The 15509-nt window shown below is 67.1% G+C and carries 7 protein-coding genes, 1 tRNA gene and 2 rRNA genes; 6 read left to right on the plus strand and 4 right to left on the minus strand.

What is annotated here, in order from left to right; all coding sequences use genetic code 11:
- Positions 1-87 precede the first annotated feature (87 nt).
- The 3 genes from ACXYMW_RS17885 (at position 88) to ACXYMW_RS17895 (ending at position 6472) form a co-directional block, all read left to right on the plus strand.
- The gene (locus ACXYMW_RS17885; RefSeq protein WP_459036700.1) at positions 88-3168 is read left to right on the plus strand and encodes a valine--tRNA ligase; all 3081 of its coding nucleotides are present in this window, start codon (positions 88-90) and stop codon (positions 3166-3168) included.
- A 101-nt stretch (positions 3169-3269) separates the two neighbouring features.
- Positions 3270-3884 (plus strand): heme oxygenase-like domain-containing protein, encoded by a 615-nt coding sequence (locus ACXYMW_RS17890; protein ID WP_459036701.1) that lies wholly within the window; start codon positions 3270-3272, stop codon positions 3882-3884.
- Positions 3881-6472 (plus strand): HWE histidine kinase domain-containing protein, encoded by a 2592-nt coding sequence (locus tag ACXYMW_RS17895; RefSeq protein ID WP_459036702.1) that lies wholly within the window; start codon positions 3881-3883, stop codon positions 6470-6472. The genes ACXYMW_RS17890 and ACXYMW_RS17895 overlap by 4 nt, the downstream gene beginning before the upstream one ends.
- Positions 6473-6514: 42 nt before the next feature.
- Here the strand turns inward: ACXYMW_RS17895 and ACXYMW_RS17900 are convergent, their stop codons facing one another.
- A complete protein-coding gene (locus ACXYMW_RS17900) occupies positions 6515-8587 on the minus strand; it encodes an Ig-like domain-containing protein (protein ID WP_459036703.1) in 2073 nt (690 codons plus the stop codon).
- A 533-nt stretch (positions 8588-9120) separates the two neighbouring features.
- Between ACXYMW_RS17900 and ACXYMW_RS17905 the strand changes: the two genes are divergently transcribed.
- From ACXYMW_RS17905 to ACXYMW_RS17915, 3 genes are all read left to right on the plus strand, one after another.
- Positions 9121-9732 (plus strand): hypothetical protein, encoded by a 612-nt coding sequence (locus ACXYMW_RS17905; RefSeq protein ID WP_459036704.1) that lies wholly within the window; start codon positions 9121-9123, stop codon positions 9730-9732.
- A gap of 176 nt (positions 9733-9908) precedes the next feature.
- The gene (locus ACXYMW_RS17910; RefSeq protein WP_459036705.1) at positions 9909-11309 is read left to right on the plus strand and encodes a selenium-binding protein SBP56-related protein; all 1401 of its coding nucleotides are present in this window, start codon (positions 9909-9911) and stop codon (positions 11307-11309) included.
- Positions 11310-11312: 3 nt separating this feature from the next.
- Positions 11313-11972, plus strand: a complete 660-nt coding sequence (locus tag ACXYMW_RS17915) for a hypothetical protein (protein WP_459036706.1) — start codon at positions 11313-11315, stop codon at positions 11970-11972.
- Between the two features lie 213 nt (positions 11973-12185).
- Here ACXYMW_RS17915 and ACXYMW_RS17920 read toward each other — a convergent pair.
- From ACXYMW_RS17920 to ACXYMW_RS17930, 3 genes are all read right to left on the minus strand, one after another.
- A tRNA-Met gene (locus tag ACXYMW_RS17920) sits at positions 12186-12262 on the minus strand.
- Between the two features lie 72 nt (positions 12263-12334).
- Positions 12335-12449 (minus strand): 5S ribosomal RNA (gene rrf / locus ACXYMW_RS17925).
- A 126-nt stretch (positions 12450-12575) separates the two neighbouring features.
- Positions 12576-15407: ribosomal RNA gene (locus ACXYMW_RS17930) — 23S ribosomal RNA — on the minus strand.
- Positions 15408-15509: the final 102 nt, after the last annotated feature.

Genomic DNA, 15509 nt, shown 5'->3' on the forward strand with positions numbered 1-15509 from the left:
GCCCTTTCCCTTGCCGCGCCGCTTCGCTAGACCGCTGGCGACAGAACGCGCCTGCCCCGCGGCAGGCCTGGCACGGGACGACCTGACATGGCGATGGACAAGACCTTCGACGCGGCCGAGGCCGAGGCACGGCTCTATGCGAAATGGGAAGAGGCCGGGGCCTTCCGCGCCGGGGCCAATGCCCGGCCGGGCGCCGAGACCTTCTCGATCATGATCCCGCCGCCGAACGTCACCGGGTCCCTGCATATGGGCCACGCCTTCAACAACACGCTGCAGGACATCCTGGTGCGCTGGCACCGCATGCAGGGCCACGACACGCTCTGGCAGCCCGGCCAGGACCATGCCGGCATCGCCACCCAGATGGTGGTCGAGCGCGCACTGGCCAAGGACCCGGCCCATCCCGGCCGCCGCGAGATGGGCCGCGACGCCTTTCTCGACAAGGTCTGGGAGTGGAAGGCGCAATCGGGCGGCCGCATCATCGAGCAGCTCAAGCGCCTCGGCGCCTCCTGCGACTGGTCGCGCAACGCCTTCACCATGTCCGGCGCGCCCGGCGCCCCCGCGGGCGAGGAGGGTAACTTCCACGACGCGGTGATCCGGGTCTTCGTCGACATGTACGACAAGGGGCTGATCTACCGCGGCAAGCGGCTGGTCAACTGGGACCCGCATTTCGAGACCGCGATCTCCGATCTCGAGGTCGAGAACGTCGAGGTGCCGGGCCACATGTGGCACTTCAAGTACCCGCTGGCCGACGGCGCGAGCTACACCTATACCGAGCGCGACGACGACGGCGTGGTGATCTTCGAGGAAGAGCGCGACTACATCGCCATCGCCACCACCCGTCCCGAGACCATGCTGGGCGACGGCGCGGTGGCGGTGAACCCGCACGACTCGCGCTACGCGCCGCTGGTCGGCAAGCTTTGCGAGATCCCGGTCGGGCCGAAGGACCACCGCCGCCTGATCCCGATCATCGCCGACCCCTATCCCGATCCGGGCTTCGGCTCGGGCGCGGTCAAGATCACCGGCGCGCACGATTTCAACGATTACGCGGTGGCGCGCCGCGGCGACATCCCGTGCTACCGGCTGATGGACACCCGCGGCGCCATGCGCGACGACGGCGCGCCCTATGCCGAGGCCGCGGCGCTGGCCGTGGCGGTGGCGCGGGGCGAGCGCGCGCTGGACGAGACCGAGATCGACGCCGTCAACCTCGTCCCCGACGAGCTGCGCGGCCTCGACCGCTTCGAGGCCCGCGCCCGGGTGATCGAGCAGATCACCGCCGAGGGCCTTGCCGTGATGGTGCCGCCGACCGATCCGCGGCTGGGTCAGAAGGCCCCGCCGGCGCCCGAGGAGGGCGGCGAGACCCGCGCCGACCAGCTGGTGCCGCTGGTCGAGGCCAAGCCGATCATGCAGCCCTTCGGCGACCGCTCGAAGGTGGTGATCGAGCCGATGCTCACCGACCAGTGGTTCGTCGACACCTCGAAGATCGTCGATCCGGCGCTCGACGCGGTGCGCGACGGCACCACCCGCATCCTGCCCGAGCGCGACCGCAAGGTGTATTTCCACTGGCTCGAGAACATCGAGCCCTGGTGCATCTCGCGGCAGCTCTGGTGGGGCCACCGCATCCCGGTCTGGTACGCCCCCGATCCCGAGGGCAGCGGCGAATGGCGGCGGTTCTGCGCCGCCTCCGAGGCCGAGGCGCTGGAGAAGATGCAGGCCTATTTCGGCGACGATGCCGAGTTCCACGTCTGCGAGGACGAGGCCGAGGCGCTGACCTTCCTCGAAAGCCTCGTCGGCAATTGGCGCGACGAGGGCGCGATCCGGCAACGCTCGGTCCCCGATGCCTGGCCGGTCTTCCGCGATCCCGACGTGCTCGACACCTGGTTCTCCTCGGGGCTCTGGCCGATCGGCACGCTGGGCTGGCCCGAACAGACCGCGGAGCTCGAGCGCTACTTCCCCACGAGCGTGTTGATCACCGGCTTCGACATCATCTTCTTCTGGGTCGCCCGGATGATGATGATGCAATACGCCGTGGTCGGCGAGCGGCCCTTCGACACCGTCTATGTCCACGCGCTGGTGCGCGACGAGAAGGGCAAGAAGATGTCGAAATCGCTCGGCAACGTGCTCGACCCGCTGGACCTGATCGACGAATACGGCGCCGACGCGGTGCGCTTCACCCTGGCCGCGATGGCGGCGATGGGGCGCGACCTGAAGCTGTCCAAGGAGCGCATCGCGGGCTACCGCAATTTTGGCACGAAGCTCTGGAATGCCTGCCGCTTCGCCGAGATGAACGGCGTGTTCGAGGGCCGCGGCACGGCCGCCGACGCCCCGGCGCCGGTGCAGACCGCCAACCGCTGGATCCTGGGCGAAACCGCGCAGATCCGCGAAACCGTCGACGCGGCGCTCGCCGAGTTTCGCTTCAACGACGCCGCCAACGCCCTCTATGCCTTTGTCTGGGGCCGGGTCTGCGACTGGTACGTGGAGTTTTCCAAGCCGCTCTTCGGTTCGGACGATCCGGCCGTGGTGGCCGAGACCCGCGCCACCATGGCGCATGTGCTGGACCGCTGCCTGCTGATGCTGCACCCCTTCATGCCCTTCATCACCGAAGAGCTCTGGGGCACGCTGGCGCCGCGCGAGACCATGCTGGTGCACGGCGCCTGGCCCGGGGACCGCGCCGAGACAACCGTCGATCCGGCCGCGGCGCGCGAAATGGGCTGGGTGATCGCGCTGATCGAGGGCGTGCGCTCGGCCCGCGCCCAGATGCACGTGCCGGCGGGGCTCGAAGTGCCGATGCTGGTCACCGGGCTCGACCCAGCCGGGCGCGCCGCCTGGGAGCGCAACGCGCCGCTGATCCGGCGTCTGGCGCGGATCGACCGGCTCGACGAGGTCGCGGCCTTCCCCAAGGGCACGGTGACGATCCCGGTCGAGGGCGCGACCTTCGGCCTGCCGCTGGCCGGTCTGATCGACGTCGCCGCCGAGATCGCCCGGCTGGAAAAGAGCCGCGCCAAGCTGGGCAAGGAGATCGGCGGCCTCTCCGGCCGCCTGAAGAACCCGAAATTCGCCGCCAGCGCGCCCGAGGAGGTGGTGGCCGAAACCCGCGAGACCCTGGCGCTGCGCGAGGACGAGGATGCCAAGCTGGCCGAGGCACTGGAGCGTCTGCGCGAAATCGGCTGAGCGCCCGCCCGGGGGCCGGCGGCCCTTGTCCCTGCGGCAGGGAACGGGTTAACGTTCGGCGGTCGGCCCCAGTCACGGGGTCCGACCGCGCAGGGTCGCCCGTGTTTGATGATCGCTCCCTCCCCGCTTCGCGGCCGCTGGCGCCCCGGGACCGTCAGGCCCGCGGGACAAGAGGCTTCCGCTGGCGCCTGAAACAGGACACGGACGCGGCGCATGCCGCGGCCGAGGCCGCCGTCGCGCCCCTCGTCGATGGCGACACCCCGGACATACCCGGGTTCGTGGCGGCCCAGGGCGCGGCGCTGAAGGCCCTGCAGCTGTGTCTCGCAGGCGCGGCCGAGGACGCGGAGGGCCAGTACCTCCGCGATCTGATCGCCGCGCACGAGGCCGACGGTCACGCCTTCCGGCACCCCGTTCCTGCCCCTCGGAACGCGGATGTCACGCTCGATGCGGACGCGGTGGCCTATCTTGTCCTGGGCTCGCGGCTCGGGGCGCAGGTGCTCACGCGGCGCCTGCAGGGCGCCGGCCACGACGTCCCGGCGAGCCTGGCACTGCCCGCCCCGGCGGGCGCCTGGCCGGCGCTGTGCCTGCGGCTCGATGCCATCGACCCGGCCAGCGCGCGTGCCGGGACCATCCTTCGGGACACCCGAAGGGGTTTTGAAATCTTCCGCGCGGCGGCGGCGCGCATTCAGCTCGAAAGGGGAACCGAGCCGAAATGAGACCCGAGACCACCGCCGCACGCGAGGCCGCCCGCCACGACGCGGCCGATCTGACGGAATGCGATCGCGAGCCCATCCACCTGCTGGGACGGGTGCAGAGCTACGGCGCGCTGATTGCCGTCTCGTCCGACTGGATCGTGCAGCATGCCTCCCAGAACCTGGGCGAGGTTCTGGGCACGGGCGGCAGCGACCCGATCGGCCAGCCCCTGTCGCGGCTCCTGCCGGACACGGCGATGCGGCTGATCCGCGACCGGATGCACCAGCTCGGCCAGAGCGCGCCGATGACGCGGATCTTCGGCTTCACCCTCGGCGCGCGGCGGTTCGACGTCTCGATCCACCAGAGCGGCCGGCACCTGGTGCTGGAATTCGAACCCAAGACCCAGACTCGCGACGGCGACGCGCTGGCCCAGACCTGGCCGCTGATCCAGCGGGTGCGCGACGCCCACAGCATCGAGGTCGCCGCGCAGGAAGGCGCCCGCGCGCTGCAGGCGCTGTCGGGCTTCGATTCGGTGATGGTCTACCAGTTCCAGCCGGACCTTTCAGGCCGGGTGATCGCGCAATCTCGCATCGGCCGGACGCCCAATTACCTCGGTCTGCGCTTTCCCGCCTCCGACATCCCGGCCCAGGCCCGTGAACTCTACACCCGGTCGCTGCTGCGGCTGATCGCCGACGCCACCGATCCCGGCGTGCCGATCCTGCCGGACCGCGCCCCCGAGGGCACGCCGCTCGACCTGTCCCTGGCGATCACCCGCGCCGTGTCGCCGGTGCATCTGGAATACCTGCGCAACATGGACGTGGCCGCCTCGATGTCGGTCTCGATCATGAAGGATGGCGTGCTCTGGGGGCTGTTTGCCTGCCACCACCGCACGCCGCGGCACATCGAGTTCGAGACCCGCACCACGATCGAGCTCTTCGCGCACCTGTTCTCCTACGAGCTGTCCCGCATCGAGGAAGCCAGCCGCGAAGAGGTCGAGGCGGCGGTCCACAAGGTCCAGACCAAGCTGCTGCGGCAGGTCGTCCAGGGCCGCAGCTTCGCCGACCTGCTGCCGCAGGCCTCCTCCGCGCTGCAGGAGGTGCTGCCGCATGACGGGCTGGTGCTGCACAGCGAGGGACGCTTCACCGCGGTCGGGCAGACCCCGGACGAGGACGAGTTCGCGGCGCTGATCCGCTATCTCAACCGCACCGAATCGCGGATTCCCTTCGCCACCGACGCGCTGGCCCAGGATCACCCCGAGGCGGCGGCCTATCTCGACCGCACCGCCGGCATCCTGGTGGTGCCGGTCCCGCGCGATCCGCGCGACTACCTGGTCTTCTGCCGCCAGGAGCAGGCGCGCAGCGTCGACTGGGCCGGCGAGCCCGCCAAGGCGGCCAGCGAGGACGGCGCCCGGATCTCGCCCCGCAAGAGCTTCAAGGCCTGGCGCGAGATCGTCGCCGGGCGCAGCGCGCCGTGGACGCCGAACGATTTCCGCTCCGCCGAGCTGATGCGGACGATGCTGCTGGAGGTCTTCCTGCGCGCCGCCGACGCCGCGCGGGCCGAACAGGCGCGCAGCCGCGACCGCCAGGATCTGCTGATCGGCGAACTGAACCACCGGGTGCGCAACATTCTCAACCTGATGCGCGGGCTGGTGGCGCAGACCCGGCACACCGAGAGCCGCGTGGAGGATTTCGCCGGCAGCCTCGACGGACGCATCCAGAGCCTCGCCCGGGCACATGACCAGCTGACCCGGCGCGACTGGCGCCCGGGATCGCTGCACGAATTGCTGCAGATCGAATTCGCCGCCTATGCCGGCGCCGAGGACCGCGTGGAGATCCGCGGCCATGACGTCCTGGTGGCGCCCGACGCCTACACCACCCTGGCGTTGGTGCTGCACGAGATGGTGACCAACTCGGTCAAGCGCGGCGCCCTCAGCCGCCCCGAGGGCCGCATCGCGGTGGACCTCGCGCGCGACGGCGCGGGCGGGCTCGCCATCGCCTGGGGCGAACGCGGCGGACCGCAGGTGGCGGCGCCGGAGCGGCGCGGCTTCGGCAGCGCGGTGATCGAACGCTCGATCCCGCACGAACTGGGCGGCGCCGCCGAGATCGAGTACCGCGCCGAGGGCGTGCAGGCGCGATTCGGCGTGCCGGCGCGCTTCCTCACCGAACCCGAGAACGTCGTCGCCCTGCAGCGCGTCAAGCCGGCCGCGCCGGCCGGGCGGCCGCGGCTCTCCGGCACCGCGCTGGTGGTCGAGGATGCGATGATCGTGGCGATGGATGCGGCCGACATGCTGACCGAGTTCGGTGCCGACGACGTGCGCATCGCGGGCTCCGTGGCGGAAGCGCTGCGGGTGCTGGAGAGCGCCGCCTTCGATGTCGCCTTCGTCGACGTGAACCTCGGCGGCGAGCGCTCGGTCGCGGTGGCCGAGGCGCTGGTCGCCGCCGGCATCCCCTTCGTGTTGGTGACGGGATACGGCGAATCCGAGGAGCTGCGCCGGGCCTACCCGCCCTGCCCGATCGTGCAGAAGCCGTTCTCCAGCGACACTATGGCCGTGGCCCTGGTCGAGGCCGGGCTGCTCTCGAGCGACGCGGCGCCGCCCGCGGCGCGCGGCTGAGGCCGGCCCGGCGCGGCGCGCGCCGGGCCGAACCTAGATGCGTCAGACGAACAGCACGTCCGATCCGTCGGTGCCGTCGATCACCGTCGTCGCGGTGCGGGTCTCGTCCGCCATGCCGTCATTGTCGGTGTCGAACTGCGCCACCGCCTCCACCGTGTTGGTGGCGAGATGCGTGTTGTCGAGCCCGGTCAGGAAGCCCGCCAGCGCGTAGTCGCCGCCGCCCAGTGGGATCAGGTCGGTCTCGTCCGCGACCTCGGTGCCGTCCACCTTCAGCGAGAAGTCGAGCAGGTCCGCCGGGAACAGCGCCGCGCCCGCGAAGACGTCGCCGAGATCGGCCGCGGTGGCGACGATGGTGGCATTGCCGCCGCTGTCGACGGCGTTCAGCGCCGCCGCGCTGGCCCCGCCGAAGCCCACCGCCGTGCGGTCGACGTTCAGCGCCTCGAGTTCCGCGACCTCGTCGGTGAAGTTCGCGAAGCTGGTCGAGGGCACGTTGGGCAGGCCGTCCGAGGCGAACAGCATGAAGTTGTCGTCGCCGCCCTGCCCGGTGAAGAAGTCCACCGCCAGATCGAGCGCGGCCTCGTAATTGGTGGCCCCGCCGAGCTGCGAACTGATCGGCGTGCCGGACGCGACATTGTCGAGCACCGAGCTGAACAGGTCGTAGCTGGCGGCGCTGGCGGAACTGGCAAACTGCACCAGCTGCACCTCCACGTCGGCATCGGGATTGGCGGCGAAACTGGCCCTGAGATCGTTGATCGCGTTCTGCACCGCCAGGCGCTGCTGGTTGTATTGCGCTCCCGAGACCGAGCCCGACCCGTCGATGACGAAGGACACGTTCACCGCCTGGTCGACGCTGCCCGCGACGATGCTGAGATCGTAATGCGAGGAGGTGTTGAAGGTGCGGTCCTCGGTCTCGAGGCTCAGCGACAGCAGCTGCCCGTTGCTCGCCGCGGCGGCGGCGTCGACATCGGTTTCGATCAGCGGGTCGATCACCTTGGCGGTGACGTCGCCGGGCGCGCTGGCCAGACCCTCGAGATCCTCGATCGTGTAGATGAAGGTGTCGTTGAAGCTGTCGTCGACGAGGTCGCCGCCGATATCCGGCGCGTGATACGAGAGCTTGTCGACCAGCGTGACGGCCAGGCCCGCGGCGCCAAAGAACAGCATGGTCGTCGGGTCCACCATGCCATCGACATCGGTGTCGTTCGCCGCGACGTCGACCAGCGCATGGTCGCCGGGTTCGACGAAGAAGACGTCCGGGTTGGCGACCGGTGCGTCGTTCACCCCTTCGATGGTCACCGCGATCTCGGCGCAGTCGGTGCCGCCCGCCCCGTCGGAGATGTGGTAGATCAGAGTGAAGGTGTCGGTTTCGCCGGTGGTCAGATCCTCGAAATTGCCGCTCGGATCGACGCTCATGCTGCCATCGGCGGCGACGGTGACGAGGGCGTCCCGCCCGCCATCGCTGGTGACGAGGTAGGGCACGCCGACCGTCCCGCCCTCGATCGCGGTGACGGTCAGCGGATCGCCGTCGTCGTCGCTGTCATTGGCGAGGATGTTGATCATGCCGACGCTGTCCTCGTCGGTGGTCAGGGCATCGTCCAGCGCGTCGGGCGCGTGTGGCGCCACGCCGGCGATCTTCAGGGATCCCTCCCGGGAGCCGCCGATCTCCCCGAAGCTGGTGATGCGCACGCCGAAGCGCATGCCGCCGATATCGTCCAGGGTCAGATCCTGGCTGCCGGCGGTGACCACGAAGCTGGTGGTCTTGATGTCGTCCTTGCCGATGCCCGGCGTGCCGAGCTCCACCCCGGCATCGAACTTCTTGCCCTTGTTGGTGATCTTGCCGTTCATGTTCGCGCCGTTGCCGAGGTCGGAGACCTTGTTGGCGCGAAAATCCTCATCCGTGACGTCCGGGCTGCCGGGCGCCCAGACGCCCCATCCCGTGGTGTCGTCCCCGGCAGCATCCCAGAACAGGCCGCGCAGATCGCCGGTCTTGCCCCCGGATTCGTCCAGACTGACGGTGAAGCGCAGGTCGGTGAAGCCGTCGCCGTCGAAGTCCCCCTCCTCGACGAAGATATGCGTGTCGATGTCCCCGCTGACGGTGAATGCCAATGTGCGTGCCATAATGATTTCCTCCAGAAAAAGGTCGCGCCGGAAAATACAGGGGGCGCAAAATCGCATGCCGGTGCCCGCCTGTAACGGCCGGACCGGGTACAGAAACACTGAGTTGCAAATTTTGTTCACAATACCCGATTTCGAGGAACGAATCACCATAACTCGGGTCAGCGGCGTTGACCGAAGCGCTCCCGGGGGCCGCCTCCGGCCCCGCGCGGCGCAGCGGGGAGCGGGGAGAGGTGCCCGGCCCGCGCCGCGGCCGGCGTTTTCCGGATGGCGGGAACTGCGCTAGGATGCCGCCGGTCGCCCCCGGTCGGCACCGTGGGGCGGCGGGCCCGAACGCGGCTGCGCGGGCGGGGCCGGCATTACCGGCGCACCCGCCCGACGGGCTTTGCCCCCCCTCCGCCGACCGCGCCGCGGGTCGGCGACGAAAGCGAGGTCCCGCTTCCCGTCCCGTTTTTGCATCGATCTCTTTTCCGGCGCATCCGCGCGCGGGCCCGGGAGCCCGCAGCAATTAGTTCAAGACCCTATTGGAGCCTGTCATGTCGTTTCGTTCCCTGTCGCCCGCCGCCCTCCTGATCCTCGCCACCGCCCCCGCCGCGGCCCAGGATGCCCCGGTCCCGCGCGCCCTCGACCGCTTCCAGGAAACCTGCGCCGAGGCCATGGCGGCCCCGTCGCGCTTCGTCGAAGACGCGCGCGCCGGCGGCGCGGCCAGCGAGATCGCCGTGGCCCGGGTGCCCGACGAGGCGCTCTACTGGGTGCTCGACATGGCGCCGCCGGGCGAGTTCTACGTCCACATCGGCGAGATCGGCGGCGACATCCGCGTGTTCTGCTATCTCGGCCTGATGAACGAGCCCGCTGTGCGGGATGCCGCCGCAACCGATGCCGCCTTCCGGGACTGGGCGGAGGGCAAGGACGGGCTGGAGCTCACCGGCGGCGCGGTCGACCTGCGCGCCCTGATGGCCGGCGATGCCAGCGCCCCGGGCGCGGAGCTGGAGCTCACCGCGCAGGTCTATCACCATCTCATGGCCGGATGGAGCGCCGCGGGCGCCATAGCCTCGGTGGCCATCCAGGTGGGCATGATCGAGATCGACGCCGAGATACGGCAGCCCGGGCCCCTCGAGATCGCCCCGGCGCCCGGCCAGGCCGAGTAGCGTCCGCCGCGCCCCCGGACGGCACCCGGCGCGGCGCGACCCCGGCGCCCTCCGCCCCACGGCCTGCACCGACCCCTTTGTTTACCGCTCGCGCGGATTCGTGGCAGGCTTGCCGCAGGGCGCGCGAGATTGCCCGCCAAATGATTTGGCGCCCTTGGACTGGGAGGAGCCACGCCATGAATTTGAGACCCGACCCGACATTTCACGCGACACCGAAACTGGCCATGGAGGCGCCGGCGGAAACGCTGGCCTTCACGCTGATGCTGAGCCCCGACGGATCGCAGCCCGACGGCCTTGCCGTCATCGACGTGAACCCCGACTCCGGCAGCTACGGCCAGATCGTCCACACTCTGATCATGCCGAACAAGGGCGACGAGTTTCACCATTTCGGCTGGAACGCCTGCTCGTCGGCGCTGTCGCCGCTCAGCGGCCACGCCTTCCTCGAACGCCGCTACCTGATCATTCCGGGGATCCGCTCCTCGCGCATCTACGTGGTCGACGTGAAGGAGCCGCGGAAGGCCAGCATCCACAAGATCATCGAACCCGAGGAGGTGTTCGCCAAGACCGGCTATTCGCGCCCGCACACGATCCATTGCGGGCCCGAGGGCATCTACGTCTCGACCTTGGGCGGCGGCGGCGCGGACGGCACCGACGGCCCGCCGGGCATCTTCATCATGGATTGCGAGACCTTCGAGATCCTCGGCCGCTACGAGATGGACCGGGGCGAACAGCAGAAGCACTACGATTTCTGGTGGAACCTGCCGCGCGACTACATGGTCAGCTCGGAATGGGCGCTGCCGCCGCAATTCGAGAACGGGCTGGTGCCCGAGGACCTGCTGTCGAACAAGTACGGCCACAAGATCCATTTCTGGAATCTGCGCCAGCGCCGCAACGTGCAGACCATCGATCTGGGCGCGAACCACCAGATGGCGCTCGAGATCCGGCCCGCGCATGATCCGGCCAAGGATTACGGCTTCTGCGGCGTGGTGGTCGACACCACCAACCTGCAGGGCGCAATCTTCACCTGGTGGCGCAAGAAGGACGGCAGCTTCGACGCCAGGAAGACCGTGACCATCGACCCGCGCCCCGAGACGGCCGAGAACCTGCCGCCGCTGCTCAAGGGCTTCGAGGCCGTGCCGCCGCTGGTCACCGACATCGATCTCAGCCTCGACGACAAATATCTCTACGTCGCCTGCTGGGGGCTCGGCGAGATGCACCAATACGACGTCTCCGACCCGATGGCGCCGAAGCTTGCCGGCAAGGTGGAGATCGGCGGCATAGCGCGCGGCACGCCGCACCCGAACGGCAAGCCCTTCGCCTTCGGCCCGCAGATGGTCGAGATCAGCCGCGACGGCACCCGCGTCTACTGGACCAACTCGCTCTACTCGACCTGGGACACGCAGTTCTACCCCGAGGGCGGGGGCGGTCAGATGGTGATGGCCCGGACCGGCGCCGGCGGGGGGCTGGAGCTCGACCGGGACTTCTACGTCGACTTCCCGGCGGGCTACCGCAGCCACCAGATCCGGCTCGAGGGCGGCGACTGCTCGACCGACAGTTTCTGCTACCCCTCCGTCTGAGCCGTGGACGGCGTGAGCCCGGCGACGGCCCTCTGGGGGGCCGTCGTCGCGTCCGGCATCTATCACGGCATCAATCCCGGCATGGGCTGGCCGCTGGCGGTGGCGGCGGCGCTGATGGACCGGGCGCCGCAGAGCCTCCTGCGGGCGCTGCTGGCGCTCGCCGCCGGGCACCTGCTCGCCATGGCCGCGATGCTGGCGCCGTTCGCGGCGCTGACGGTGCTGGCCGACTGGCAGCGTGAGATCCGGATCGCCGCCGCCGGCCTCGTGATCGCGCTCGGCCTCTACCTGCTGATCAACCCCAGGCACCCGCGCATCCTCGCCCGCGTGCCGCCGACGCGGCTGGCGCTGTGGTCGTTCCTGGCCGCCACGGCGCACGGTGCCGGCCTGATGCTGGTGCCGATCTATCTCGGCCTGTGCCGCAGCCTGGACGTGGATGCCGGCCACGCCGCGGCGTCGCAGCTGATGTCGGGCAATGCCGCGACCGCCCTGCTGGTCGCCGCCGCGCATACCGGCGCGATGACGCTCGCCGGCGGGCTTCTCGCGCTCGCCGTCTATCGCTGGCTGGGCCTGCGCTTTCTCTCCCGGGGCTGGCTCAATCTCGACCGTCTTTGGGCCCTGAGCCTGATCCTCGTCGGCGCGCTCTCCCTCGCCGTCCTCGCCTGAGGCGCAGAGCCGCGTGCCTTACGGCCGCGGTCCGGGGTTACCGCCAGCCGTGCGGCGGACGCGCTGCACGAGATCGTCGACAGGATCGTGTTGCATTGGGAGCGAGAGAGCCTGACGCACCGCGGCTGGAGCTGTCGGGCAATCTGCTGGGGAGCTACGCAAATAGGCGCCAGATGGGGCCGGCGCCGTCACTAGCAATATTTTCGCTGAAGTTGGTTGCGGGGACAGGATTTGAACCTGTGACCTTCAGGTTATGAGCCTGACGAGCTACCGGGCTGCTCCACCCCGCGCCAGGGGGCTGTTTTGGCCCCGGGACGTGGTTGTTGTGATCGTGGTTGAGAGAAACGGGCGGGTCTTTCCAGGTCTGGCGGCGACCTACTCTCCCACGTCTTGAGACGCAGTACCATCGGCGCGACGGCACTTAACGGCCGGGTTCGGAATGGAGCCGGGTGTTTTGCTCGTGCTGTGACCACCAGACCGGGAAAGACCCGCGAGCGGCTTTGCGCCGCGGGCGGGATCAACATCGTTGTCTGGGTCAAGGTGTTCTCCTGGGACGGCATGCTTCGATCAGTGTCGGGGGATATGTCCTTCCCGTTACTGGATCGGATCAAGCCTGTCGGGCCATTAGTACCGGTCAACTGAACGCATTGCTGCGCGTACATCTCCGGCCTATCGACGTGGTCGTCTACCACGGCCCTCGGGGAGACCTTGTTTTGAGGGGGGCTTCCCGCTTAGATGCCTTCAGCGGTTATCCTGTCCGATCATAGCTACCCTGCACTGCCGTTGGCACGACAACAGGTCCACCAGTGGATCGTTCACCCCGGTCCTCTCGTACTAGGGGCAACTCCTCTCAAGTCTCCTACACCCACGGCAGATAGGGACCGAACTGTCTCACGACGTTCTAAACCCAGCTCACGTACCTCTTTAAACGGCGAACAGCCGTACCCTTGGGACCTGCTCCAGCCCCAGGATGAGATGAGCCGACATCGAGGTGCCAAACACTGCCGTCGATATGGACTCTTGGGCAGTATCAGCCTGTTATCCCCGGCGTACCTTTTATCCGTTGAGCGATGGCCCTCCCACTTGGGACCACCGGATCACTATGGCCGTCTTTCGACTCTGCTCGACTTGTCAGTCTTGCAGTCAGGCTGGCTTCTGCCATTGCACTCAACGAGCGATTTCCGACCGCTCTGAGCCAACCTTCGCGCGCCTCCGTTACGCTTTAGGAGGCGACCGCCCCAGTCAAACTACCCGCCACACAGGGTCCCGGAACCGGATGACGGTCCGCGGTTAGACATCAAGCGAACGAAGGGTGGTATCTCAAGGATGGCTCCACGGCCCCTGGCGGGACCGCTTCGACGCCTACCACCTATCCTGCACATCGCAGGCCTGATGCCAGTGTGAAGCTGTAGTAAAGGTGCACGGGGTCTTTCCGTCTAACCGCGGGGAGCCTGCATCTTGACAGGCAATTCAATTTCGCTGAGTCGATGTTGGAGACAGCGGGGAAGTCGTTACGCCATTCGTGCAGGTCGGAACTTACCCGACAAGGAATTTCGCTACCTTAGGACCGTTATAGTTACGGCCGCCGTTTACCTGGGCTTCAATTCGGAGCGTGAACCCCTCCTTTTAACCTTCAGGCACCGGGCAGGCGTCAGACCCTATACGTCGTCTTGCGACTTCGCAGAGCCCTGTGTTTTTAGTAAACAGTCGCCACCCCCTGGTTTGTGCCCCCGGCCTCTGCTTGCGCAAAAACCGGGCCTCCTTCTCGCGAACTTACGGAGGTATTTTGCCGAGTTCCTTCAACATCGTTCTCTCAAGCGCCTTGGTATGCTCTACCAGTCCACCTGTGTCGGTTTCGGGTACGGTCCTGTGGAGGGCTGTTTCCAGGGACTGCTAAACCGCCAGACCAATCCGATAAGGCCTGACAATCCTCGCAATCCGTCACCATCTCCTGGCCCAGGAATATTCACCTGGTTCCCATCGACTACGCCTTTCGGCCTCGCCTTAGGGGCCGGCTTACCCTGCTCAGATTAGCTTTAAGCAGGAACCCTTGGACTTTCGGCGGGAGTGTCTCTCACACTCCTTGTCGCTACTCATGTCATCATTCTCGCTCGTGATCTCTCCACCGCATCCCTCACAGGGCGGCTTCACAGAAAGCCTCTCTCCTCCAGTGATCCGCGGACGGATCGAAGGAGGAACGAGACTATGTCACACGACGCTCCGCTACCACGCACTTACGTGCATCCTCGGCTTCGGCTCATGGCTTGAGCCCCGTTACATCTTCGCCGCAGGACAACTTGTTTAGACCAGTGAGCTGTTACGCTATCTTTAAAGGATGGCTGCTTCTAAGCCAACCTCCTGGTTGTTTTGGTCGTCCCACCTGCTTTCCCACTTAGCCATGAATTGGGGGCCTTAGCCGGAGGTCAGGGTTGTTTCCCTCTCCACGACGGACGTTAGCATCCGCCGTGTGTCTGCCATCTAGTACTCCCGGGTATTCGGAGTTTGGTTAGGATCAGTAAGCCTGTGGGGCCCCATTACCCATCCAGTGCTCTACCCCCCGGGGTATTCGGATGACGCTCTACCTAAATAGATTTCGCGGAGAACCAGCTATCTCCGAGTTTGATTGGCCTTTCACCCCTAGGCACAACTCATCCCGACCTTTTTCAACAGGTGTGGGTTCGGACCTCCAGTTGGTGTTACCCAACCTTCATCCTGGTCATGCCTAGATCACTCGGTTTCGGGTCTGATCCATCCAACTCATGCGCCCTATTAAGACTCGCTTTCGCTGCGCCTACACCTAACGGCTTAAGCTTGCTGGATAGACCAAGTCGATGACCCATTATACAAAAGGTACGCCGTCAGAGCTCGAGGCTCCTCCGACTGCTTGTAGGCGTCCGGTTTCAGGTACTGTTTCACTCCCCTCGTCGGGGTGCTTTTCACCTTTCCCTCACGGTACTGGTTCGCTATCGGTCAGTAAGGAGTACTTAGCCTTCGGAGGTGGTCCTCCGATCTTCGAACAGGATTACACGTGTCCCGCCCTACTTGATACGTCCCATCGCGCTTCTCATACGGGGCTGTCACCCGCTCTGGCCATGCTTTCCAACATGTTCTGATCACGCTCAAGGCTCGGCTGGTCCGCGTTCGCTCGCCACTACTAACGGAGTCTCTATTGATGTCCTTTCCTCCGGGTACTTAGATGTTTCAGTTCCCCGGGTTTGCTCTTGTAACCCTATATATTCAGGCCACAAGTACCTGATCATGCCCGTTGATAGCTGCCTTGCGGCAATATCAACAAACATTCAGGTGGGTTGCCCCATTCGGAAATTCCTGGATCAAAGCCTATTCTCGACTCCCCAGGACTTATCGCAGAGTATCACGTCCTTCATCGCCTCTTACTGCCAAGGCATCCACCAAACGCCCTTCTCGCGCTTGATCCGATCCAGTAAGGGAAAGGACCGGCCACGAAGGCCCGCCCGATCAAGCACCGCCTGGTTCTGCGGTGCCTCAACTCACTGGATCAGAAGCATACTATCCCAC

The sequence above is a fragment of the Roseivivax sp. CAU 1761 genome (genome assembly GCF_054482755.1).